Source organism: Streptomyces sp. B93 (assembly GCF_018070565.1).
Lineage (GTDB): Bacteria > Actinomycetota > Actinomycetes > Streptomycetales > Streptomycetaceae > Streptomyces.
This window is the reverse complement of sequence record NZ_JAGPXL010000020.1, coordinates 51,580-74,572: the sequence shown is the minus strand read 5'-3', so window position 1 is coordinate 74,572 and position 22,993 is coordinate 51,580. Positions and strand designations below refer to the sequence as shown.

The following is a 22,993-nucleotide window of genomic DNA, read 5'->3' as shown; positions in this document are numbered from 1 at the left end:
ATCAAACCGCGCCCGCCACCGCCGCCCCGGGGTCGCCCGTCCCGGGGCTACTCCCGCACGGCACCCGCCCGGGATCATGATCGTATGAAGCAGACCTCACGGCGCAGGGTACTCGCCGCTCTCGCGGCCTCCGCCGCCACCGCCCCGCTCACCCAGCTGGCCGCCACCCCGGCCCACGCCGCGCCGCCCACCGCGCCCGCCGTCGAACCGCTGCCCGGCCCGGCGGGGACGGCCGCGGGGCCCTCCTCGGTGACCATGCCCCCGCTGAACGCCGCCTACTTCAGCCGCGAGACCCTGGCGGCACAGCTCACGACCACCGTGCTGCCGGGCACCCCGGCCCGCACCGACGTCACCTCGGGCGGCCGGCGGATCGCGACCCTGACCCACGGGGCGCGCACCGTGCTGCTGACCGGCCCCCAGCGCGTGTTCACGGAGAACAAGAACCCCTTCGCCGACGACTTCCAGCGCACCCTCGCCGAAGGCTGGGGCAGCTCTCCCGGCGGCGGCAGCTGGTCGGCCCTGGGACCCGACGCCACCGACTACTCGGTGACACCGGGCACCGGGGTCCTCAGGCTCAGCACCGACTACGCCAGCCGCCACGTCACCCTCAGGGACGGCGAGATCACCGACGTCGACGTGCGGTCCGTGGCCCGGTTCGACAAGGTGCCCACCGGGCAGGCCGTGTCGTACGCGCTCTCCTTCGGCTACCAGGACACCCACAACAGCTACCGGGCCCGGCTGTCCTTCCTCACCACGGGTGCGGTCCAGCTCAGGGTGGAGAAGGAGGTCGCGGACGCGGTCACCCAGCTGACGTCGGCCCTGACCCTGGCGACGGACGTCCCCGCGGGCACCGACTGGACGATCCGGGTCCGCCGCGAGGGCACCCGCATCCGGGTCAAGGCGTGGCGGTCGGCGTCGGCCGAGCCGTCCGGCTGGCTCGTCGACGTCACCGACGCCGCCTTCGGCGCGGGCCGGGTGGGCCTGCGCGCCCTCGCCAACGACGGCTGCGCCAACCTGCCCGTCCGGCTGCTGGTCAGCCGCTTCCAGGTGGACGCCGGGCACTGGGCGGTCCCGCCGACCGTCACCCACGGCGAGTGGGTACGTCTCCTGGACGCCCCCTTCGACGGCACCTGGACGCCGGAACTGGAGGGGACGATACGGGCCTGGTCCGGCTCCACGGCCCCGGACGTGCTGGCGTACGCGGCGATGTTCCTGCCCGGCGCCCCGACGGTGACCGCGGGCTCGGGACCGGCCGCGGGCAGGCGGGTCCTGGGCGCGTCCGGGTACGGCTACCTCGACGCGCAGGGCTTCCGCGTCGAGGGCGCCGACTTCCACGAGTACATGGGCGTGGGCTGGACGTTCCCGGACGGCGCCTACACCGGCCCGTCCAGCAAGCAGGTCGGCAACCTGGACTGCTCGGGGTACGTGCGCATGGTCTACGGCTACCACCTGGGCGTACCGCTGGCGGCGGGCGCGGACACCTCGGGCACCCGGCTCCCCCGCCGGTCCCGGGACATGGCCGACCACTCGCCGGGCGTCCGCGTCGCCCGCACCGACGGCTCGAACCCGCCCGCCGCCACCCAGCTCCAGCCGGGCGACCTGGTCATGTTCAACGCCGACTCCGGGGACGACGGCGCCACGGCCACCGTGGACCACGTCGGCATCTATCTGGGGGCGGACACCGGGGGCAGGCGCCGCTTCCTCTCCAGCCGCAAGACGGTCCACGGACCCACGATGTCCGACCTGGGCGGCGCCTCCCACCTGGAGGGCACCGGCACCTACGCGAGGACCCTGCACACCGTGCACCGGATCTGAGCAGCCGGGGTGGCGCCGCACCGCGCATGACCAGGGAGCACACCGGGACGCGCGCACCCCCGGCCGCCCCTCACGCGCCGTAGTGCCGTGATCACCGAGCGTCCTAGTCTCGGCGGAATGGCACGGTACGACTTCGGCATCCTCGGCCCGCTGACGGTCACCCGCGACGGGGTGCGGGTGGGCGTCGGCGCGGCCCGGCTGCGCGGGCTGCTGGCGGCGCTGCTCGTCGACATCGGCCGGGTGGTGCCGGTGGACACGCTGGTGGAGCGGCTGTGGGGCGAGGAGCCGCCGCGGGGCGCGCGCAACGCCGTACAGAACTACGCGGCTGCGCCGGACGCTGGGGCCGGAGGTGCTGCGGACCGAGCAGGGCGGCTATGTGCTGGACGCGGGCGGCGAGGACGCGCTGGACGCACGCCGGTTCGCCGCGCTGGTGCGGGCGGGCCGGACCGCGCTCGCCGGGGACCGGCCGGAGCGGGCGGCGGCGCTGTACGGGGAGGCGCTCGCGCTCTGGCGCGGGGAGCCGCTGGCCGATCTGCCGCCGGAGCGGTTCGGGGACGTGGTCTCGGCACTGGGCGAACAGCGGCTCGCGGCACGGGAGGCGTGGATCGACGCGGTGATCCGGTGCCGCAGGCCCGCCGACGTCCTGCCGGAGCTGCGGACGCTGACCCGGCTGCATCCGCTGCGGGAGCGGTTCTGGGCGCAGCGGATGCTGGCGCTCTACCAGTGCGGGCGGCAGGGCGAGGCCGTCCAGTGCTTCCACGAGGTGAGCGCGCTGCTCGCCGAGGAACTGGGCATCGACCCCGGCAGCGAGCTGAAGACGCTGCACCAGCGGATGCTGACGGCGGCGCCGGATCTCGACCCGGTGCTGCCCCGGACGTCGGTGACCGGGCCGGGCGGGCGGGGGAACCTGCCCGCGGAGACGACCACGTTCGTCGGGCGGGAGCGGGAGCTGGCCGAGACACGGCGGCTGCTGGGCCTGTCCCGGCTGGTCACGCTGACCGGGGTGGGCGGGGTCGGCAAGACCCGGCTCGCGCTGCGCGCAGCCCGGCACTCGGCGCCCGCCTTCCCGGACGGGGTGTGGCTGGTGGACCTGGCCGCGGTCACCGACGCGGCGCTGGTGGCGCGGGCGGTCGCCGAGTCGCTGGGGCTGCGCGACCAGTCCACGCGGTCCGCGGCCGACGCGGTGGCCGAGCATCTGCGCGAGCGGCGTCCGCTGCTGCTGCTCGACAACTGCGAGCACCTGGTGGAGGCGGCGGCGGAGCTGGTGCTGCGGCTGCTGCGGGCCGTCCCGGAGCTGCGGGTGCTGGCCACCAGCCGGGAGCGGCTCGGGGTGCCGGGCGAGCATGTGATGCCGGTGCCGTGTCTGACGCTGCGGGACGGCCCGGACGGTACGCCGTGCGAGGCGGTGCGGCTGCTCGCGGACCGGGCGGCGGCGTGGGCGGTGACGGTCCGGGCGGGCCGGGGTGAGGGGGCGGTGGCGGCCGAGCTGTGCCGCCGTCTGGACGGGATTCCGCTGGCGATCGAGCTGGCAGCGGTCCGGCTGAGCACGCTGACCGTGGCGGAGGTGCTGGCCCGGCTGGAGGACCGGTTCCGGCTGCTGGCCGGTCCCCGCGCGGCGGCGCCGGGGCCCGCGTCCGCGCAGTACCGGCACACCCTGCGCGGGGTCATGGACTGGAGCCACAGCCTGTGCACGCCCGGGGAGCGGCTGCTGTGGGAGCGGCTGTCGGTGTTCATCGGCGACTTCGACCTCCCGGCGGCGGAGTCGGTCTGCGCGGGCGACGGGATCGCGCCGGGGGACGTCCTGGACCTGCTCGGTGGTCTCGTCCACAAGTCGCTGGTCATGGCGGAGTCGGTGCCGACGGCGGGCCGGTCCGGGAACACCACCCGCTACCGCCTCCTGGAGACCATCCGCCAGTACGGCGCCGAACGGTTGCGGGCGCGGGGCGACGCGACCGCGCTGCTGGTGCGGCACAGCGACTACTACCGGGCGCTGGTGGGACGGGCCGCAGCCGAGTGGTTCGGTCCGGCGGAGGTCGAATGGCTGGTGCGGCTCTGCCGGGAGCTGCCGAACCTGCGTTCCGCGCTGGACTTCTGCCGGGACCACCCGGGCCGGGCGGCGGTCGGCGCGGCCATCGCCGCCGATCTGACCCGGGCGCGTTCCTGGTTCGTCAGCGCCACGCTGGGCGAGGCCCGGGGCTGGCTGGAAGACCTGTCGGCGCTGCTCGACGGGGACGATCCGGCGCTGGCGGAGCTGACGGTGTCGATGGCGGCCCTGAAGGCCTTCGTCGCGGTCATCCAGGGGGACCACCCGGCGGCCCGCGCGGTCCTCGACGCGTGCCGGACCGGCCCCGGGGCGTCGAAGGCGCCGCCCGTGCTCTACGTCGAGGGGGTGTACGCGCTGCTGGCGCCCGGCGATCCGGACTGCGTCGGCCAACTCGCGCGGGCGGTGGCCGAGTTGCGGGCGGCGGGGCAGCCGGGCGACGCGCACATGGCGACGATGTTCTGGGCGATGGCCGCCGCCTTCCTCGGGGACCGCGAGGAGGCCCGCACCGCCTCCCGCGCCTATCTGGCCGAGGCGGAGACGTCGGGCGCGGAGTGGGCGCACACCTGGGCCCGCTGGTGCACGGCGCTGACCGAGCTGCTGCACGGGGAGCCGTCGCGCGGGCTGCTGCCGCTGTGCGACGCGCTGGTGCGGCAGCGCGCGATCGACGACAACTGGGGTCCGGCGTGGATGCTCGAGACCCTCGCCTGGACGCTCGGCGCGCTCGGTGAGCACCGGGGGGCGGCCGTGGTGCTGGGCGCGGCCCACCGCCACCGGCGGATCACGGGCGCCGAGATCGACCGGCTGCGCCCGTTCGCCGTGCTGCACACCCGCACCCGGACGGTCGTACGGGAGCGCCTGGGGGAGCGTGCGTACACCGAGGCGTGGCGCCGGGGCGAGGCGACGGAGGACGGGTACGCGCTGGCCCTCGGGATCGCGCGTGACCTGCACCGGCGGACGGCCGCGGGGCGTGTGACCGAGGTGTGACCAGGGCGTCAGCGCGGGCCGGGAGTGTGGTTCGGGACAGGCCGTGGGCACCGCCGCCGACGGCACCGTCCGAGCCGAGGAGCGCCCCGAGATGCCGCCCACCGCACCGGACTTCGGTCCCCATATCGACCCGTACGCCCCGTACGAGGGGCAGCAGGGCTGCGACCCCGCCGCGAAGCCGGGTGTCCTGGCCTTCCGTGACCTGGTGCTCGCCGCCTACCCGGGCACCCGGAGCCTGGGCATCGGCAGGGAGTGCGGCGCGCCGGGCGTCAGCGAGCATAAGGAGGGCCGGGCCTTCGACTGGGGCGTGGACGTCCACACCCAGGGCCACCTCGCCGACGACCTGCTGAACTGGCTGCTGGCCACCGACCGGCACGGCAACCCGCACGCCCTGGCCCGCCGTTTCGGGCTCATGTACGTCATCTGGAACCGGCGCATCTGGGAGGCGTACCGGGCGGACGCGGGCTGGACGCCGTACACCGGCCGCAGTCCGCACACCGACCACGTGCACTTCAGCTTCGGCTGGGCGGGGGCCCGCAAGGAGACCACCTGGTGGACGGAGCCGGGCCGGAGCACGCCCCGGGTGAGCGTCGCGGTGCCCTCGGTCGTGGACCACGGCGCCGGGATGGTGGTGTCCGGCGTGGAGGCGTCGGGCGTGGTGGCGCACCGCTGGCAGACCGAGCCGGGCGGGGCGTGGTCGGCGTGGACGCCGCTCGGCGGTCCGGCCGCCGGGGCGGTGGGCCGCCCGTGGGCGCTGGTGGGCCGGTACGGCAAGCTCGTGGTGTTCGTGCGGGGCGCGGACGGGGCGCTGTGGCACACCTGGCAGTCGGAGGCGGGCGAGTGGGCGCCGGACTGGGTGTCGCTGGGCGGCCGGGTGGCGAGCGACCCGGCGGTGGTCCTCAGCCCCAACGGGGCCCTGTCCGTCTTCGCCCGCGACCCTGACGGCCGTATCACCCACACCTGGCAGCGCGGCCCCGAACACGGCCACGCCTGGAACGACACCTGGGTCGACATGGGCGGCACCACCCAAGGCAGGCCCACCGTCCTCGTCGGCCGCGACGGCGGCATGGTCCTCTTCGCCCGCGGCACCGACAACGCCCTCCACCACCGCTGGCAGACCGGCACCGGCGGCCCCTGGTCCGACTGGAGCCCCCTGCACGGACAGCTCACGGACGACCCGGCCGTGGTGCTCAACCCCAGCGGCGACCTGTCGGCGTTCGGCCGCGATCCCGAGGGCCGGGTCACCCACACCTGGCAGCGGGGCCCCGCGCAGGGCCACGCCTGGAACGACGCCTGGGTGGACATGGGCGGCAGCCTCGCCCAGGACCCCGCGGCGGCGCCGACGGAGCCGGCGGTGAGCGGCCGGTGACCCCGACGGTATGCCGACCGCCGCGCCGGGGCCGGTCCCCACCGCCACCGTGCGGCACCGCACCCCACCCCCCACACACACGACGAACAGGAGATACACCCATGCGCAAGCGCCGTTCCCTCCGCACCGCCGTCGGCTCCCTGATGCTGTCCGGAGCCCTCGTCCTGGGCACCGGTACGTCCTTCGCGAGCAGCTTCCTCAGCTGGGAGGGCCCGCAGAACACCGGGCGGGCCAAGGAGGTCCACGCCTGCGGCTGCAACAACATCGACCCCAACTACCGGGCGGCGTACCGCTTCACGTACACCGGCCAGACGGCGGCGATGTACAACGAGCCCGACTGCCGGGGCCTGGTCCACCACACCTTCCGCGGCAGCCAGGAGAGCAAGGACGCCTTCGGCTGGCGGAGTGTCTTCTTCCACTGCTGAGCCGACGGTCCCGGGCGGGCGGTCGCACGGGGGCCGCCCGCCCCTCCCGTGCCGATCACGACGGAAACCCCTGCCGATCACGACAGAAAGGCGACGACGCCATGCCTCCGTGCCACGTCCCACCCGACCGCGACCTGGAGGTGACCAAGGCGGTGTACGCCGTCGGCCGCCGTCTCGGGGTCTCCGGCAAGGTCATGCTCGCCGGCTTCGAGGCGGGCTGGGTCGAGTCCCACATGAACAACCTGCCCTGCGGGGACCGCGACTCGCTGGGGGTCTTCCAGCAGCGCCCCAGCCAGGGCTGGGGGACGCCCGAGCAGATCCTGCACGTGCCGTACGCCGCCGAGCAGTTCTTCACCCGGGCGGTCAGGGTGGAGCAGCGGCTCCCCCACCTCACCGCGGGCCGGACCGCCCAGGAGGTCCAGCGTTCGGCGTTCCCCGACCGCTACGACCAGGCGGAGGCCAAGGCCCGTGCCCTGCTGGCGGAGGCGGGCGCGGCGACGGGCCCGCCTCCGGGGGCGGCCTCGCGGGTCAGCGTCGGGGTGCCGTCGGTGGTCGACCACGGCGCGGGCATGGTCGTCTTCGCGGTGATGCCGGTACCGCCGGTGATGCCGGTGCCGCCCGCGCCGTGACCGCCGGTCAGCGCTTCAGCGTCTTCAGCAGGGCGTAGAAGGCGGGCTTGCGGCGGAAGTCCTCCGTCATCACCGTCGCCGATCCCTCGCCCTGGAAGAACACCGGGACCCAGGAGTACTTGTCGGTGAAGCCCCAGATGGTGAAGGAGTTGCAGCCGTCGACGGCCAGGCACGCCGACAGCGTCCGCTGGTAGTAGTCCGCCTGCTGCCGCAGCTGCGCGGGGGTGGGCACACCGCTCTCCGGCAGGTCCATCCGTACGTCCAGCTCGGTGATGGCCGTCTCAAGGCCGAGCGCGTCGAAGCGCCGCAGGTTCTGCTCCAGGTCGCCCGGGAAGCCGTAGCGGGTGCTCAGGTGGGCCTGCGCGGAGAAGCCGTGCACGGGTACGCCCTGGGCGAGCAGGTCCTGGACGAGCGCGAGGTAGGCGTCGCTCTTGGCGCCCACGCTCTCCACGCCGTAGTCGTTGAAGAAGAGCTGTGCCTCGGGGTCGGCCTCGTGCGCCCAGCGGAAGGCGTCGGCGACGATGCCGGGACCGAGTTCCCGTATCCAGATGTTCTCCTGCGTGCGCAGGTTGCCCTCGCCGTCGAAGATCTCGTTGGCGACGTCCCACTGCTGGATGCGGCCCGCGTAGCGGCCGACGACGGTGGTGATGTGCTCGCGCAGGATGGCGCGCAGCTCGTCCTTGGTGAAGTCGCCCTCCTCCAGCCAGGCCGGGTTCTGGCTGTGCCACAGCAGGGTGTGCCCGCGCACGACCTGCCCGTGCCGGTCGGCGAAGTCGACGATGGCGTCGGCGGCGGCGAAGTCGTAGCGGTCCCGCTCGGGATGGATGAAGTCCCACTTCATCTGGTTCTCGGGGGAGACGGAGCTGAACTGCCGCCCGAGGATCTTCCGGTACTCCTTGTCGTACGTGAACGGGTCCGGATAGTCCTGCTCCAGATGGTGGCCGCCGCCCGCGACGGCGGTGCCGACGTAGAACCCGTCGGGCGCGGCGGCCCGTAGCCGGTCGTGCTTGGCGTGGGAGTGCGGGGCCTTCCGCTGGGCCGACGGCTCGGCCGTGGCGACCCCCGACAGCAGCGGCAGCGTCAGGGCGGCGGTGGCGAGGGCCACGGTGGTGAAGCGCAGGGAACGTATGGGGCGTGCGGGTCTCATACGGGGGGCCTCATTCCGTTTCTTCGAATGTTTCGAAGTGTCATCCGAAACTTTTGGAGACGGAGCGGAAGCTAGGGCCACGGCGAGGGCCGGGTCAATACCCGTGCACGAAAGGGACGCCAGGCGCGTACAACCATCCGGGCCCGCCACGGGTCTCTCCCGCAAGCCCAGCAACTGATCATCACCACAGGAGCCGCATGTCCAGACGCAGCAGCATCCGCCTGGCGGTCGCCACGGCCACCGCCGTCTCCCTCACCGGCGGACTGCTCACCCTCGCCACGGGCACCGCCGGCGCGGTCACCGTCCCCGCCAAGTACGCCGACGACTTCAACGGCGACGGCTACCGCGACTACGCCTACGGCAACCACAACGGCCAGGTCGTCGTGGTGTACGGCACGGCCACCGGCCCCGGCACCACCACCAAGGTCTTCTCCCAGGCCACCTCGGGCATCCCCGGCACGGCCGGAGACGCGGGCGGCTACGCCGACGGCTTCGGTGAGGACCTCGCCGCCGCCGACCTCAACCGCGACGGATACGCCGACCTCGCCGTCGCCGACTTCACCGAGAAGGTCGGTGACAAGGTCAGCTCTGGCGCGGTCACCATCCTGTGGGGCAGGGCGTCCGGCCTCTCCGGCTCCGACGCCACCCGCCTGCCGAAGAAGGCGAGCGCCCACCAGGGCTTCGGCAAGCAGATCGAGACCGGCGACTTCAACGGCGACGGCAAGGCCGACCTGGCGATCGCCAACGGCATCGACAGCGTCTACATCTACCGGGGCGGCTTCACCAAGTCCGGTACGACGGGCTCGATCACCCGGCACACGGCCGACAACGCCCCCGAGCCGACCGGCCTGGTCGCGGGCAGGGTCACCAACGACAAGGCGACCGACCTCTACCTCCTCGGCCAGGGGTACCACGACGGCAAGATGACCCAGGACGCCTGGTTCCTGCGCGGGGGCTCCACCGTCAAGCCCGGCAAGGTCACCGTCATCAACAACGCCCGCCCCGACTACAGCCCCACCGGCGTCGTCGCCGACTTCGACAAGGACGGCTACGGCGACCTCGCGGTCAGCGACCGCCGCTACAACCGCGACGCCGGATCGGTCGTCGTCTGGCGCGGCGGCAGCACCGCCCCGACGACGAAGTACCGCATCACCCAGGCCTCCTCCGGCGTGGCCACGGCCGCGACGTCCGGCGACTGGATGGGCCACGGCCTCTCCGCCGCCGACACCAACGGCGACGGCTACCCGGACCTGGCGGTCGGCGTCCCCGGCGAGACGGTCAGCACACGCACGGCCGCCGGCGGCGTCCACATCCTGCGCGGCAGCCGAGCGGGCCTGACCGGCACGAACTCCCAGTACTTCAGCCGCGCCACGTCCGGCGTCCCCGGCGCCCCGGCCGCGTACGAGTCCTTCGGCATCGACGTCCGCCTACGCGACACCGACCGCAACGGCCGCCCCGACCTGCTCGTGTCGAGCAACGGCTACGACACGTCCCTCCGCCTGCCCGGCACGACGTCCGGCATCACGGCGACGGGAGCGGCGACGGTCTACGTGGTCGCGTCGTTCCCGCAGTAACCAGCAAGAAACGCCCCCCAGGCCTCCGGCGCGAGTGCGAGCCGGGGGCTCTGGGCGGGGGTGTGCTTGGAGTCGCGGACGTGGATGGTGTGGGGGGCTATGGCTATCTCCAGGCAGGACTCGCCGTCGTTGCCGCTGCTGTAGCTGCTCTTGAACCAGGCCAACTCGCTCATGTTTCTCCCAGCACTTGCTCGATGAAGGCCAGCGACTCCCGGGGCGGGAGAGCTTGCGCCCGGATCGTGCCATACCGCAGCTCAAGGACGCGCAGGTGCTTGGCCTCCGTCGTGGGGCGGCCGTTGAAGGCCCCATTGGAACGGCCCACCGCCGTACCGTCCGCGAACTTCAGCAACTCGATTCCGCCGTCAAGGCCCGAGTGAGTCTCACAGTTGAGCGGCATCACCTGGAGCACGACGTTGTGCATCCGCCCCACCTCCAGCAGCCGTTCGAGCTGCCGTCGCCACACCATTGTGCCCCCGATGGGCCGCCGCAACGGCGCTTCCTCCAGGACATAGTGAATCGCCGGTGCCGGGTCGCGCTCGAACACCGACTGCCGGGCCAGACGCGCCGCCACCATACGTTCCACGTCGTCCGGCGTGTAGGGCGGCTGAGCAGCCTCGATCAGGGCACGAGCATGCTCGGGCGTCTGCAACAGGCCATGGATGCTGTTGCACTCGTACACCCCGATCTCCACGGCTGTGGCCTCCAGCTTGCCCAGTTCCCGAACCCTCTTCGGATACCGGACCTTCTTCACGTCCTCCCAGGTCGCGGCGATCAGCCCACCCGCTCCCAACACCTCGTCCGCCTGCTCCAGGTACTCCTGGCGAGGAATCCGCTTCCCGCCCTCGACCTTGTAGACGAGGTCCTCCCCGTACCCCACGGCCGCCCCGAACTCGGCGGCACGCATCCCCACGGCCTCCCTGCGGAGCTTCAACTGCCGCCCCACCGTGGCGATGACGGCGACCCCCCACTCATCGTCCGGATCGACTTCCCATCCAGGCTCATCCACGTCGACGCTCATCCCCCGTCCCTCCCCACTCACCCCGCCCCGACAGTCCGGACAGCACCGGACAACGAGCGGACAGTGACCGTACGTACCCACAGAGTCACTTTCCACAGTACGCACGGACCGCCACGCTGAGTGATGTGAACCAGAAAACCGCCGACCTCGTGACGCCCGTGCGCAACTTCCGCGTGCAGCTCTCCCCGACGCCCCGCGGCGCCCGCCTGGCCCGCCTGCTGGCGGTGGAGCAACTCCGGAGCTGGGGCCTGCCCCTGGACCCGGCCCGGCAGCTGATCGCGGAGCTGTCGGCGAACGCGGCGACGCACGGCCGGGCACAGGGACGCGACTTCCGGCTCACGCTCTACGTGATCGGAGACGTACTCCGCATCGAGGTCACCGACACCCGGGGCGACCGGCTCCCGCACCCCGAACAGCCGGCCCTTGACGCGGAATCTGGCCGCGGCCTCCTCCTCGTGGAGGCCCTGTCGGACCGCTGGGGAGTATCGGAGGACCGTTACCCCCGCAAAACGGTCTGGGCGGAACTGCGCCTCGTCACGGCCCGCCCCTGACCCCAGAACGGAAACCCATGGTCAGCCCGCCCCACGAGGCGATGCACCGCATCTTCCAGCACGACCCCGGCCTGTTCAGCCGCGTCTCACGCTTCCTCGGAGTCGATGTCCCCACCCCCTTACGGGCGACCGCGCTGCCGACCGACCTCACCGAGACCAGTCCGGTCGAGCGCCGAGTGGACACGCTTCTGCGGTTCGAGACGGCCGAGCAGGGGGCCTTCCTCCTGGCCGTCGAGTCCCAGGGGCAGAAGAAGCCGCACAAGCCCGCGAGCTGGGCGTACTACACCGCGTACCTGTGGACGAAGTACCGGCTGCCCACGTCCCTCCTGGTCGTCTGCCAGGACCACGCCACCGCCCGGTGGGCCGGGCAGCCGGTGAGCAGTGGGCCTCCCTCGCTGCCCACCCTCACCATCCAGCCTCTGGTCGCCGGACCACACAACATGCCCGTGATCACGGACCCGGAGGAAGCCCGCGCCGACCTGGTCCTGGCCAGCCTCGCCGCCATCACACACGCCGCCGAACCGGTCGTCGATGCGATACTGAAGGCCCTGTCCACAGCACTGCGGGACGCGCCCGAAGACATCGCGGACCCCATCGTCGAATTCACCGCACAGGGCCTGGGCAACCGCCCGGCCAAGCACCTCTGGAGGAACCTGGTGGCCGTGGACCTTTCCTTCTACAAGTCGTACATCTCCGAAGAAATCCGCGCCCAGAGCCGCGCAGAGGATGTCCTGCTCGTCCTGGAGCAACGGGGCCTGGCGGTCTCCGACGACGTCCGCCAGCGCATCACCGACTGCACCGATCCCGCCCTCCTCCGCGACTGGCTCACCCGCGCCGTCACCGCGCCGAAGGCCGAAGAGATCTTCGAGCGGCACTAGCCACCCCTCAAACCCCCCCGCCCCCGACCAAGGGCCGCCGCATCCAGCCCCCGCTTCACCACCCGCCCCACCGGCCGCTCCACCCATCGGTGCACGCCCCAGCTCAGCGCCAGGAACCCGGCGACCAGCGCCCCCACCAGCAACCGCGCGTCCATCACATCCCGCAGCCGGGCGATCAGCGACGTACCGGCGACGTAGTGCAGCAGGTACAGGGGATACGTCAGCGCCCCCGCCGTCACCAGCCACCGGCCCCGCACCCGGTCGGTGTACCCGAGCGCGACCGCCACCATGACCAGCAGGAACACGGAGTAGATCAGCACCGCTCCCCGCCAGCTGCTGACCTGCTCGTACGCCACCCGTTCGCCCAGCTCCAGCTGTCCCATGAGGAAGGACATGCCGAGGATCCCCCACAGCAGCAGGTCCTGGCCGAAGCGGTACATCAGGTACAGCGCCAGCCCGGCGATGAAGAACCACGCCCCGGTCGGATTGGCGACCAGCACGAGCAGCGGGAACCCGGAGACCGGCGCCAGCATCGCCGCCGCCCCCCACACGCAGCAGAACACCACCACCCGCCGGTACGTCAGCCCCATCGCCACGACCACCATGAACAGCAGGTAGAAGCGCAGCTCGGACCAGAGCGTCCAGTACACGACGTCGACATGGGGCACCCCCGACCCCTGTTGGAGCATCGTCAGGTTCAGCAGCACCTCCCGCACCGGGAGCCGTTCCCACACCCCGGGGAAGAGGGCCACCACCCCCGTCGTGAACAGCACCCCGAACCAGTACGCGGGATACAGCCGGATCACCCGCGACACGAAGAACTGCCGCGGCGTCCGCCCCCAGCACGACATACAGATCACGAAGCCGCTGACGACGAAGAAGATCTCCACGCCGATCCACCCGTATGACGCCACCCGGAACCAGGTCGGCATGATCTCCGACACCGGCCGGTCCCAGATCGCGTTGCCCGGCTCGTTCGCCCGTCTGGTGCCGACGTAGTGGTGCAGGACCACCATCAGCGCGGCGGCCAGCCGGATGCCGTCGATGAGGTAGAGGCGCGGACGGCCCCGCGCGGCGGGTACGGGCCGCGGCCGGAAGGAGGCGTGGGAGGCGGCGGGGCGGTCGGCCAGCGCGGCGCCCCCGGAGAGTACGGACGATCCACGAAACACCCACAGCACGCTAGGGGGTGCGCACCCCGCCCGCCGCTCGGGAACACGCGGATTCACACGGAGGTGGACGGTTCCCCCACAGGGCCGTCACCACCGCCGTCGCCCCTGGTCCGTACCAACCCCTTGCCTCACCCCCGCCCACCCCCCAAGCTCCCCTCATGGAGCTGGAGTTGCGGCATCTCAGAACCGTCCGCGCCATCGCCGAGGCGGGCAGCCTCACCCGCGCGGCGACGGCGCTCGGCCTCGCGCAGCCCGCGCTGAGCGCACAGCTCAAGCGCATCGAACGCACCCTCGGCGGCCCCCTCTTCGAACGCCACCGGCACGGCGTCCGCGCCACCGCCCTCGGCGAACTCGTCCTCGAACGGACCCGCGTCCTCCTCCCCGCCGTCACCGACCTCCAACAGGAGGCCACCCGCTTCGCCCGAACCCGGGCCCACGACCCCCAGCAGTGCCAGCGCCTCCGCCTCGGCGGCACCCACGGCCCCCTCCTCGGCGCCCTCGTCGACCGCCTCGCCCAGACCGCCCCCGGCACCGAGGTCACCACCCGCACCTCCTGGTCCGAACGTGAACTCGCCGACCTGCTCACCGACGGCCGCCTCGACTACGCCCTCACCGGCACCTGCGGCTCCGCTCCCCCACCCGGCCCCGACCAGCTCACCTGGCGGGAAATCGCCGTAGACCCGGTCTGTGTGATGCTCGCCGACAGCCACCCCCTGGCCACCGCCCCGCACATCGGCCTCGCCGACCTCGCCCTTGAGGAGTGGGCCTGCGTCCCCGGCGACAGCTGCTTCGGCGACTGCTTCACCACCGCCTGCGCCCGCACCGGATTCACCCCACGACGCCTGTACGAGACGGACACCGCGTCCTGCGTCCACCTCGCCCGGGTCGGCAGGGCGGTCGGCCTGTGCCGGGCCACCTTCCCGCCCACCCCCGGCATCACCGTCCGCCCCCTCGCCGGTACGCCGCTGACCTGGCGGCACCTGCTCGGCTGGCACCCGGCCGCCCAGCACCCCGACACCGCCGCCCACGTCCTCGCCCAGGCCCGCACCGCCCACCCAGAACTGGCCGCTTCCCGCCCATAACACCGGGCAGGGGGCCAACTGATTCCTTACGCGCCCGGACCCGCCCTCCCTACGGTTTCGGCACCTCCGTAGCTCCCGAAGCACCTCCCCACGGAGACCCCGAACCGAGGAGAGACCTTCCCCATGCTCCGACGTCACACCAGAGCCGCCTGCGCCGCCGCGGCGGCCACCGGCGCGCTGCTCCTGACCGGCCTCACCGGGTCCGCGAGCGCCGGTACGGCCCCCGACCCCGGCCCCTCCGCCGCCGAGACCCTCCGCACCGACCAGGCCCCGCCCGCCCTCCTCAAGGCCATGCAGCGCGACCTCGGCCTCACCGCCGGCCAGGCCGGGCACCGCCTCGCCAACGAGGCCGACGCGGGCGCCACCGCGGGCCGTCTGCGCGCCGCCCTCGGCGCCGACTTCGCGGGCGCCTGGGTCCAGGGCGCGGACTCCGGCACCCTCACCGTCGCCACCACCGACGCCGCCGACACCGCCGTCATCGAGGCGAGCGGCGCCCGCGCCGCCGTCGTACGCCACACCCTGACCGCCCTCGACGCCGCCAAGTCCCGCCTGGACCGGGCGGCCACCCGCCGCGACACCACCGACACCCCCGTCTGGTACGTCGACGTGCGCACCAACTCCGTCGTCGTCCAGGCGGTACGGTCCTCCGCCGCCCGCGACCTCCTGCGCGCCGCGGGCGTCGACGCCTCCCTCGCCCACGTCACCACGTCCGCCGAACGGCCCCGCCCGCTGTACGACCTGCGCGGCGGTGAGGCGTACTACATCAACAACAGCGGCCGCTGCTCCATCGGCTTCCCGGTCACCCGGGGCACCCAGCAGGGGTACGCCACCGCCGGTCACTGCGGCCGGGCCGGGGCCGCCACCAGCGGCCACAACCGCGTCGCGCAGGGCACCTTCCAGGCGTCCACCTTCCCCGGCCGCGACACGGCCTGGGTGGCCACCAACTCCAACTGGACCGCCACCCCGTACGTCAAGGGCGCGGGCGGACAGAACGTGCAGGTCACCGGCTCCGCCCAGGCCCCCGTCGGCGCCTCCGTGTGCCGCTCCGGCTCCACCACCGGCTGGCACTGCGGCACCATCCAGCAGCACAACACCAGCGTGACCTACCCGGAGGGCACCATCACCGGCGTCACCCGCACCTCGGTCTGCGCCGAGCCCGGCGACTCCGGCGGCTCGTACATCTCCGGCAGTCAGGCCCAGGGCGTCACCTCGGGCGGCTCCGGCAACTGCTCCACCGGCGGCACCACGTTCTACCAGCCGATCAACCCACTGCTCCAGGGCTACGGCCTCACGCTGAAGACCACCACGGACGGCCCCGGCGAGCCCGGCGAGCCGGGCGGCACCTGGGCGGCCGGAACCGTCTACCAGTCCGGCGCCACGGTGACCTACGGCGGCGCCACCTACCGCTGCCTCCAGACCCACCAGGCCCAGCCCGGCTGGGAGCCCCCGAACGTGCCCGCCCTCTGGCAGCGGGTGTAGCCACACACGAAACAGCACAGGGCCCGTACGACGGAGGTCGTGCGGGCCCTGCCCCGTGCTCAGACCGAAGTGACCTCGCCCTTCCTCCGCACCGCCCACGCCCGCGTCACCAGGTGCACCCCGACCGCCAGCGCCAGCGCCCCCAGGAACACCACCGTCGCCCCGACCACGTCCTCCATGACCTCGGGCGCCGTCAGCATCACCCCGGCCAGCGCCAGCATGACCGTGCCGCTGACCAGCTTCAGCAGCCGCCCGTGCTTCTCCTGGAGCTTCGCCGCCCGCATGGTCACCACGGCCACGCCGAACACCAGGAACTCGTCGATGAGGAACGGGATCATGTACAGCCCGTACAGCCCGGCCGCCTCCGCGAACGGCACGTCCCGCGCGGCCAGCATCCCCGTCCACATCACCGGGAAGCCCGCCGTGCACGGCGTCTCCAGCAGCGACACCGCCACGGCCAGCGCGGTCGTCGCCCCCAGCGCCGGGATCAGCGACCGGTGCATGGCGATCTCCCGCATCCTCTTGTACAGCCCCGGCTTGCGGCCCTCCGGGATCGACAGGGTCGCGCCCTTGCGGAACCAGAAGTAGTCCTTGACGCTCAGCACCCCGAAGACACCGGCCGCCACCGCGATGCCGACCTGGATGGCGTCCAGGAAGCCCACCACGGTCAGGGCGCTGTAGATGCCGGCCATGTAGACCGCGTACATCCCGGCGGTGACCAGCAGGAACACCGAGCCGACCGCGATCACGCGGCGCCGGCTGCCGGTGCGCAGCACGATCGCCAGCAGGATGGAGATCGCCCACAGCGAGCACGGGTTGATGCCGTCGACGAAGCCGATCACCAGGGTGGAGACGACCAGTGACTCGTCGGCGAGTTCCACCGTCCCGACGAGCGGTACGTCGACCTTGTTGCTCTCCTTGGCGACCTCGCACTTCTCGGTGATGTCGCACGTCGAGGAGGACCCGCCGGTGCCGTAGACGCCCCCGGGGACGGGCTCGCCGCGCAGCGCCCCCTCCAGGACCCGGCGCAGGTCGGCCTCGATGGCGTCGGTCCAGCCGACCCAGGCCCGCTCGCCCACGAAGGTCGCGGGGACCGCGGTGGCCTTGATGCCGTGCCGCTCGGCGTACTCCTCGAAGAGACCGCGGTTGCCGGTGTCGTTCCAGACCTCGTACTGGACGATCTCCAGCCGCGGGTGGTCCGCGCCGAAGTCCTCCAGGAAGGCGCGCTCGGCCTTGCACTTGGGGCAGGTCTCGCCCCAGAAGAGGGTGAGGGTGACGGGCTGCTCCTCGGCGGGGCTCGCGGCCGCCGGGGAGGCGGGCGGCGCCAGCAGGGCGAACAGGGCGAGCAGCAGGGGCAGCAGGACGAGCGCGGTCCGGCGTATCGGTGACTCCACGCCCTCACTCTCGAGGAGCGCGACCCCCCGGCGCCGGGGCCGAAGGTCCCCGCACCCATGGCGAAAGGGCCCGTACGACCGAAGTCGTACGGGCCCTTTCGAGCACTCAGGTCATCCGACCAAGCAAGCGGACTTACTTGACGATCTTGGTGACCTGGCCGGCGCCCACGGTCCGGCCACCCTCACGGATGGCGAACTTCAGGCCCTCCTCCATGGCGACGGGCTGGATCAGCTCGACGCGCATCTCGGTGTTGTCGCCCGGCATGACCATCTCGGTGCCCTCGGGGAGGTGCACGACACCGGTCACGTCAGTCGTACGGAAGTAGAACTGCGGGCGGTAGTTGTTGAAGAACGGGGTGTGGCGGCCACCCTCGTCCTTCGACAGGATGTAGGCCTGGGCCTCGAACTCGGTGTGCGGGGTGACAGAGCCCGGCTTGATGATGCACTGGCCGCGCTCGACGTCCTCGCGCTTGATGCCGCGGAGCAGCAGACCGACGTTCTCACCGGCCTGGCCCTCGTCGAGCAGCTTGCGGAACATCTCGATGCCGGTGACCGTGGTGGTGGTCTTCTCCGGCTTGATGCCGATGATGTCGACGGTCTCGTTGACCTTCAGGACACCACGCTCGATACGGCCGGTGACGACCGTACCGCGACCGGTGATCGTGAAGACGTCCTCGATGGGCATGAGGAACGGCTTGTCGACGTCACGCTCGGGCTGCGGGACGGACTCGTCGACAGCCTTCATCAGGTTGAGGACGGAGTCGACCCACTGCTGGTCGCCCTCGAGGGCCTTCAGCGCGGAGACACGGACGACCGGCAGGTCGTCGCCCGGGAACTCGTACTCCGAGAGCAGCTCACGGACCTCGAGCTCGACGAGCTCCATGATCTCCTCGTCGTCCACCATGTCGGCCTTGTTCAGGGCGACGACGATGTACGGAACGCCGACCTGGCGGGCCAGGAGCACGTGCTCCTTGGTCTGCGGCATCGGGCCGTCGGTGGCGGCGACCACGAGGATGGCGCCGTCCATCTGCGCCGCACCCGTGATCATGTTCTTGATGTAGTCCGCGTGACCCGGGCAGTCGACGTGGGCGTAGTGACGCGCCTCGGTCTGGTACTCGACGTGCGCGATGGAGATGGTGATACCGCGCTGGCGCTCCTCGGGAGCCTTGTCGATGTTGTCGAACGGGGTGGCCTCGTTCAGCTCCGGGTACGCGTCGTGCAGCACCTTGGTAATGGCGGCCGTGAGGGTCGTCTTACCGTGGTCGATGTGACCGATGGTGCCGATGTTGACGTGCGGCTTAGTCCGCTCGAACTTCGCCTTCGCCACTGGGGTCCTCCTGTGGAGTGGTTCTGTACGCCTTACTTCATCGGCGCCAGGTGATCTTTGCTGTTAGGTCCCGGGCCTCGGGCCATTCCGCCATGAATGCGGAGGAATGGCCCGCGAGGCTCCGGAGTCAAGCCTACGGCGTACGGACGATGTCCGTTACTCGCCCTTGGCCTTCGCGATGATCTCCTCGGCGACGTTCCGCGGAACCTCGGCGTAGGAGTCGAACTGCATCGAGTAGCTTGCGCGACCCGACGTCTTGCTGCGGAGGTCGCCGACGTAGCCGAACATCTCCGACAGGGGCACGAGGCCCTTCACGACGCGGGCACCGGCCCGCTCCTCCATGGCCTGGATCTGGCCACGGCGGGAGTTGATGTCGCCGATCACGTCACCCATGTAGTCCTCGGGCGTGGTGACCTCGACGGCCATCATCGGCTCGAGGAGCACGGGGGACGCCTTGCGCGCGGCCTCCTTGAAGGCCTGCGAACCGGCGATCTTGAACGCCAGTTCGGAGGAGTCCACCTCGTGGTAGGCACCGTCGAGGAGGGTCACCCGGACACCGGTCATCTCGTAACCGGCGAGGATGCCGAACTGCATGGCCTCCTGGCAGCCGGCGTCGACCGAGGGGATGTACTCCTTCGGGATACGACCACCGGTGACCTTGTTGACGAACTCGTACGAGGCGTCGCCGCCCTCGATCGGCTCGACCGCGATGATCACGCGAGCGAACTGGCCGGTGCCACCCGTCTGCTTCTTGTGGGTGAACTCGACCTTCTCGACCGACTTGCGGATGGTCTCGCGGTACGCGACCTGCGGCTTGCCGACGTTGGCCTCGACCTTGAACTCACGGCGCATCCGGTCGACCAGCACCTCGAGGTGCAGCTCGCCCATACCGCCGATGATGGTCTGGCCGGTCTCCTCGTCCGAGTGGACCTGGAAGGACGGGTCCTCCTCGGCCAGCCGCTGGATCGCGACGCCCAGCTTCTCCTGGTCGCCCTTCGACTTGGGCTCGATGGCGACCTGGATGACCGGCGCCGGGAAGTCCATGGACTCCAGGATCACCGGCTGCTTCTCGTCGGACAGCGTCTCACCGGTGGTGGTCTGCTTCAGACCCATCACGGCGACGATGTCACCGGCGCCCACCGAGTCGATCTCCTCACGCTTGTTGGCGTGCATGCGGTAGATCTTGCCGATGCGCTCCTTGCGGCCCTTGACGGAGTTCAGCACGGCGGTGCCGGACTCCAGACGGCCGGAGTACACGCGGACGAAGGTGAGCTTGCCGAGGTGCGGGTCGCTCATGATCTTGAACGCCAGCGCCGACAGCGGCTCCTCGTCGGACGGCTTGCGCGCGATGACCTTCTCCGGGTCCTTCACGTCGTGGCCCTCGATGGCCTCGACGTCCAGGGGGGAGGGCAGGTAGCGCACGACCGCGTCGAGCAGGGGCTGGACGCCCTTGTTCTTGAAGGCGGTGCCGCAGAACACGGGGGTGACGGTGGTGCCGCCGCCCTTGCCGGAGGCGATGGTGATACGGCGGATCGCCGCGTACAGCTGCTCCACGGAGGGCTCCTCGCCCTCCAGGTACAGCTCCATCAGCTCCTCGTCGTTCTCGGCCACGGCCTCCAGGAGCTTGCCGCGGTACTCCTCGGCGGCCTCCAGGTGGGTGTCCGGGATGTCGACGGTGTCGTACATCTCGCCCTTGGTGGCCTCGGCGGACCAGACCAGGGCCTTCATCGTCACGAGGTCGATGACGCCCTTGAAGTCGGCCTCGGCACCGATCGGCAGCTGCATGACCAGCGGCTGTGCGCCCAGACGGTCCGTGATCATGTCGACGCAGCGGTGGAACTCCGCACCGGTGCGGTCGAGCTTGTTCACGAAGCAGATACGCGGAACGCCGTAGCGGTCCGCCTGACGCCACACCGTCTCGGACTGGGGCTCGACGCCGGCGACGCCGTCGAACACCGTCACGGCACCGTCGAGCACGCGCAGCGAACGCTCCACCTCGACGGTGAAGTCGACGTGGCCCGGCGTGTCGATGATGTTGATGGTGTGGTCGACGTCTTCCAGCGGCCAGTGGCAGGTGGTGGCAGCAGAGGTGATCGTGATGCCACGCTCCTGCTCCTGCTCCATCCAGTCCATGGTGGCAGCGCCGTCGTGGACCTCACCGATCTTGTACGAGACACCGGTGTAGAACAGGATCCGCTCGGTGGTGGTCGTCTTGCCCGCGTCGATGTGGGCCATGATGCCGATGTTGCGCACCTTGGCCAGGTCAAGCGAAGTGGTAGCCATAAGGCTTTCGTCTTCTCTCGGTTCTCGATGGGGTAGCGACTACCAGCGGTAGTGCGCGAAGGCCTTGTTGGACTCGGCCATCTTGTGCGTGTCCTCGCGCTTCTTGACGGCCGCACCAAGGCCGTTCGAAGCGTCGAGAAGCTCGTTGAGCAGACGCTCGGTCATGGTCTTCTCGCGACGGGCGCGGGAGTAACCGACCAGCCAGCGCAGCGCCAGGGTGTTGGCGCGGCCGGGCTTGACCTCGACCGGCACCTGGTAGGTGGCGCCACCGACACGGCGGGACTTGACCTCGAGGGTCGGCTTGATGTTCTCAAGGGCGCGCTTGAGGGTGATGACCGGGTCGTTGCCGGTCTTCTCGCGCAGGCCCTCCATGGCGCCGTAGACGATGCGCTCGGCGGTGGAACGCTTGCCGTTCAGCAGCACCTTGTTGATCAGGGAGGTCACCAGAGGGGAGCCGTAGACCGGGTCGATGATGACCGGACGCTTCGGGGCGGGGCCCTTACGAGGCATTCTTACTTCTCCTTCTTGGCGCCGTAGCGGCTGCGGGCCTGCTTGCGGTTCTTGACACCCTGGGTGTCGAGGGAACCGCGGATGATCTTGTAGCGAACACCCGGCAGGTCCTTCACACGGCCACCACGCACGAGCACGATGGAGTGCTCCTGCAGGTTGTGTCCCTCACCCGGAATGTAGGCCGTGACCTCGATCCCGCTGGTCAGACGCACACGCGCGACCTTACGCAGGGCCGAGTTCGGCTTCTTCGGGGTGGTCGTGAACACACGCGTGCAGACGCCGCGACGCTGAGGGGAACCCTCGAGTGCGGGCGTCTTGTTCTTCTCGACCTTGTCCTGCCGGCCCTTGCGGACCAGCTGCTGGATCGTAGGCACTACTTCTCCGGTTTCTGTGTGCCGATGGGTACAGCTAACCTGGAACGTCTCCGACCCACGCGGTCGGGTGTGTCGAATCCCGCGGACCCCCGCCGCGAGGCAGGAACAAGCGCGGATTACGGCGGCCGATCGCGGCCCCGCAGTGCGGTGTGAAGGCACGCACGAGGGCCAGGGCACACCCCAGGCACAAGGTCTGAGCGTACCTACCTCATTCGCTGTGGTCAAAACAAATGGGTGGGCGCACCCGACCTGCGCGAATCATGCCAAAGCCCAGCCACCCGAACGATCTTCGAATCCACGGCACCGCGCCGCGTCCGCCGACGGTTCCCGCAGGTCAGGAGCCCGAAGCCACGGCCGCCACAAAAAGGGCCGCGACCAGCACGGCCCAACCCGCCACCGAGAGCCAGCCGAGCACCAGCCCGGTCATGGCGTATCCTTCGCCGCTCTCCCCGGTCCGCCGCATCTCGGCCCGGGCCGCGTGACCGAGGATGACCGCGGGTACGCCGGTGACGCCGAGGGTCGCCACCGTGAGCACCCCGCAGACCATGGAGCCCACCGCCTTGCCGTTGACCGGCGGCTGCGGGGCGGGCAGGAAGGTGTGCGGAACGGGCTGCTGCACGGCCCCGGCGAACGGCATCGGCCCCTGCGGCAGATCGGCGACCAGCAGGGCCAGCTCCCCCACCGTACGGGCCTGGTAGGCCCGCGCCACCCGCTTCTCCAGCTCGTCCTCCAGCAGCCGCCCCTCGCCGTAGCCCGCTCTGAGCACGTCCACGGCCCGCTCACGGTCGGCGTGCGAGGCGAGCATCGACGCATGACCGCTCTGCCCCTGCCACGGCTGCCACTGCCGCCACGGCGATGGTTCGGACATGGGCGCCTCCCAGCCGATTTCGACCCTTGTCCCCTTCAACGCCCGTTGCTCCGCATCGGTTCCGGACACGCCG

General features: G+C 71.4%; 20 protein-coding genes. 10 read left to right on the top strand and 10 right to left on the bottom strand.

The genetic code is table 11. The features are described from left to right. Positions 1 to 84 precede the first annotated feature (84 nt). From KBY47_RS20505 to KBY47_RS20485, 5 genes are all read left to right on the top strand, one after another. Positions 85 to 1,815: an NlpC/P60 family protein gene (locus KBY47_RS20505; protein WP_210922725.1), complete on the top strand. Its 1,731-nt coding sequence runs from the start codon at positions 85 to 87 to the stop codon at positions 1,813 to 1,815. Between the two features lie 349 nt (positions 1,816 to 2,164). Then, complete coding sequence (locus KBY47_RS20500) at positions 2,165 to 4,843, top strand: BTAD domain-containing putative transcriptional regulator (protein ID WP_210922723.1); 2,679 nt, start codon at positions 2,165 to 2,167, stop codon at positions 4,841 to 4,843. A gap of 43 nt (positions 4,844 to 4,886) precedes the next feature. Beyond that, the gene (locus tag KBY47_RS37240; RefSeq protein ID WP_210922721.1) at positions 4,887 to 6,212 is read left to right on the top strand and encodes a hypothetical protein; all 1,326 of its coding nucleotides are present in this window, start codon (positions 4,887 to 4,889) and stop codon (positions 6,210 to 6,212) included. Positions 6,213 to 6,313: 101 nt separating this feature from the next. Continuing rightward, entirely contained in the window at positions 6,314 to 6,637 is a 324-nt protein-coding gene (locus KBY47_RS20490; protein ID WP_210922719.1) for a MiAMP1 family antimicrobial peptide, read from the top strand. Positions 6,638 to 6,738: 101 nt separating this feature from the next. After that, positions 6,739 to 7,266, top strand: a complete 528-nt coding sequence (locus tag KBY47_RS20485; protein WP_210922717.1) for a hypothetical protein — start codon at positions 6,739 to 6,741, stop codon at positions 7,264 to 7,266. Between the two features lie 7 nt (positions 7,267 to 7,273). Here the strand turns inward: KBY47_RS20485 and KBY47_RS20480 are convergent, their stop codons facing one another. Next, positions 7,274 to 8,395 (bottom strand): endo-1,4-beta-xylanase, encoded by a 1,122-nt coding sequence (locus KBY47_RS20480; protein ID WP_210922789.1) that lies wholly within the window; start codon positions 8,393 to 8,395, stop codon positions 7,274 to 7,276. Between the two features lie 215 nt (positions 8,396 to 8,610). Between KBY47_RS20480 and KBY47_RS20475 the strand changes: the two genes are divergently transcribed. After that, positions 8,611 to 9,987, top strand: coding sequence for an FG-GAP and VCBS repeat-containing protein (locus tag KBY47_RS20475; protein WP_210922715.1), 1,377 nt, complete (start codon positions 8,611 to 8,613; stop codon positions 9,985 to 9,987). Here the strand turns inward: KBY47_RS20475 and KBY47_RS20470 are convergent. Together KBY47_RS20470 and KBY47_RS20465 are read right to left on the bottom strand one after the other, a co-directional pair. Then, complete coding sequence (locus KBY47_RS20470) at positions 9,960 to 10,160, bottom strand: DUF397 domain-containing protein (RefSeq protein WP_210922713.1); 201 nt, start codon at positions 10,158 to 10,160, stop codon at positions 9,960 to 9,962. The genes KBY47_RS20475 and KBY47_RS20470 overlap by 28 nt on opposite strands. Then, entirely contained in the window at positions 10,157 to 11,005 is an 849-nt protein-coding gene (locus KBY47_RS20465) for a helix-turn-helix transcriptional regulator (protein ID WP_210922710.1), read from the bottom strand. The genes KBY47_RS20470 and KBY47_RS20465 overlap by 4 nt, the downstream gene beginning before the upstream one ends. A 125-nt stretch (positions 11,006 to 11,130) precedes the next feature. On the opposite strand from KBY47_RS20465, the gene KBY47_RS20460 reads away from it, so the two are divergent. Continuing rightward, positions 11,131 to 11,556 (top strand): ATP-binding protein, encoded by a 426-nt coding sequence (locus KBY47_RS20460; RefSeq protein ID WP_210922708.1) that lies wholly within the window; start codon positions 11,131 to 11,133, stop codon positions 11,554 to 11,556. 17 nt (positions 11,557 to 11,573) lie between these two features. After that, positions 11,574 to 12,434 carry a hypothetical protein gene (locus KBY47_RS20455; RefSeq protein WP_210922707.1) on the top strand — a complete coding sequence of 287 codons (861 nt, stop codon included), beginning with the start codon at positions 11,574 to 11,576 and terminating at the stop codon, positions 12,432 to 12,434. Here KBY47_RS20455 and KBY47_RS20450 read toward each other — a convergent pair. Continuing rightward, positions 12,431 to 13,603, bottom strand: a complete 1,173-nt coding sequence (locus KBY47_RS20450) for an acyltransferase (RefSeq protein WP_308405215.1) — start codon at positions 13,601 to 13,603, stop codon at positions 12,431 to 12,433. The genes KBY47_RS20455 and KBY47_RS20450 overlap by 4 nt on opposite strands. A 158-nt stretch (positions 13,604 to 13,761) precedes the next feature. Here KBY47_RS20450 and KBY47_RS20445 point away from each other — a divergent pair, with 158 nt between their 5' ends. Both KBY47_RS20445 and KBY47_RS20440 read left to right on the top strand, forming a co-directional pair. Continuing rightward, the gene (locus tag KBY47_RS20445; protein ID WP_210922705.1) at positions 13,762 to 14,685 is read left to right on the top strand and encodes a LysR family transcriptional regulator; all 924 of its coding nucleotides are present in this window, start codon (positions 13,762 to 13,764) and stop codon (positions 14,683 to 14,685) included. A 123-nt stretch (positions 14,686 to 14,808) separates the two neighbouring features. Next, positions 14,809 to 16,164 carry an alpha-lytic protease prodomain-containing protein gene (locus KBY47_RS20440; RefSeq protein WP_210922704.1) on the top strand — a complete coding sequence of 452 codons (1,356 nt, stop codon included), beginning with the start codon at positions 14,809 to 14,811 and terminating at the stop codon, positions 16,162 to 16,164. A 59-nt stretch (positions 16,165 to 16,223) separates the two neighbouring features. On the opposite strand, the gene KBY47_RS20435 is transcribed toward KBY47_RS20440, so the two are convergent. The 6 genes from KBY47_RS20435 to KBY47_RS20410 form a co-directional block, all read right to left on the bottom strand. Then, entirely contained in the window at positions 16,224 to 17,558 is a 1,335-nt protein-coding gene (locus KBY47_RS20435; protein WP_210922703.1) for a hypothetical protein, read from the bottom strand. A gap of 133 nt (positions 17,559 to 17,691) precedes the next feature. Next, positions 17,692 to 18,885: an elongation factor Tu gene (gene tuf, locus KBY47_RS20430; protein WP_210922702.1), complete on the bottom strand. Its 1,194-nt coding sequence runs from the start codon at positions 18,883 to 18,885 to the stop codon at positions 17,692 to 17,694. Between the two features lie 156 nt (positions 18,886 to 19,041). After that, on the bottom strand, positions 19,042 to 21,168 hold the full coding sequence (fusA, locus tag KBY47_RS20425) for an elongation factor G (RefSeq protein WP_210922693.1): 2,127 nt from the start codon (positions 21,166 to 21,168) through the stop codon (positions 19,042 to 19,044). 39 nt (positions 21,169 to 21,207) lie between these two features. Beyond that, entirely contained in the window at positions 21,208 to 21,678 is a 471-nt protein-coding gene (gene rpsG / locus KBY47_RS20420) for a 30S ribosomal protein S7 (RefSeq protein ID WP_003998848.1), read from the bottom strand. Between the two features lie 2 nt (positions 21,679 to 21,680). Then, on the bottom strand, positions 21,681 to 22,052 hold the full coding sequence (gene rpsL, locus KBY47_RS20415; protein WP_003948652.1) for a 30S ribosomal protein S12: 372 nt from the start codon (positions 22,050 to 22,052) through the stop codon (positions 21,681 to 21,683). A 334-nt stretch (positions 22,053 to 22,386) separates the two neighbouring features. Beyond that, positions 22,387 to 22,920 (bottom strand): DUF1707 and DUF4190 domain-containing protein, encoded by a 534-nt coding sequence (locus KBY47_RS20410; RefSeq protein WP_210922690.1) that lies wholly within the window; start codon positions 22,918 to 22,920, stop codon positions 22,387 to 22,389. Positions 22,921 to 22,993: the final 73 nt, after the last annotated feature.

Coding starts and splice junctions, on each gene's coding strand:
- KBY47_RS20505 (WP_210922725.1), top strand. CDS start 85: ATGAAGCAGACCTCACGGCGCAGGGTACTCGCCGCTCTCGCGGCCTCC.
- KBY47_RS20490 (WP_210922719.1), top strand. CDS start 6,314: ATGCGCAAGCGCCGTTCCCTCCGCACCGCCGTCGGCTCCCTGATGCTG.
- KBY47_RS20485 (WP_210922717.1), top strand. CDS start 6,739: ATGCCTCCGTGCCACGTCCCACCCGACCGCGACCTGGAGGTGACCAAG.
- KBY47_RS20475 (WP_210922715.1), top strand. CDS start 8,611: ATGTCCAGACGCAGCAGCATCCGCCTGGCGGTCGCCACGGCCACCGCC.
- KBY47_RS20470 (WP_210922713.1), bottom strand. CDS start 10,160: ATGAGCGAGTTGGCCTGGTTCAAGAGCAGCTACAGCAGCGGCAACGAC.
- KBY47_RS20465 (WP_210922710.1), bottom strand. CDS start 11,005: ATGAGCGTCGACGTGGATGAGCCTGGATGGGAAGTCGATCCGGACGAT.
- KBY47_RS20455 (WP_210922707.1), top strand. CDS start 11,574: ATGGTCAGCCCGCCCCACGAGGCGATGCACCGCATCTTCCAGCACGAC.
- KBY47_RS20445 (WP_210922705.1), top strand. CDS start 13,762: ATGGAGCTGGAGTTGCGGCATCTCAGAACCGTCCGCGCCATCGCCGAG.
- KBY47_RS20440 (WP_210922704.1), top strand. CDS start 14,809: ATGCTCCGACGTCACACCAGAGCCGCCTGCGCCGCCGCGGCGGCCACC.
- fusA (WP_210922693.1), bottom strand. CDS start 21,168: ATGGCTACCACTTCGCTTGACCTGGCCAAGGTGCGCAACATCGGCATC.
- rpsG (WP_003998848.1), bottom strand. CDS start 21,678: ATGCCTCGTAAGGGCCCCGCCCCGAAGCGTCCGGTCATCATCGACCCG.
- KBY47_RS20410 (WP_210922690.1), bottom strand. CDS start 22,920: ATGTCCGAACCATCGCCGTGGCGGCAGTGGCAGCCGTGGCAGGGGCAG.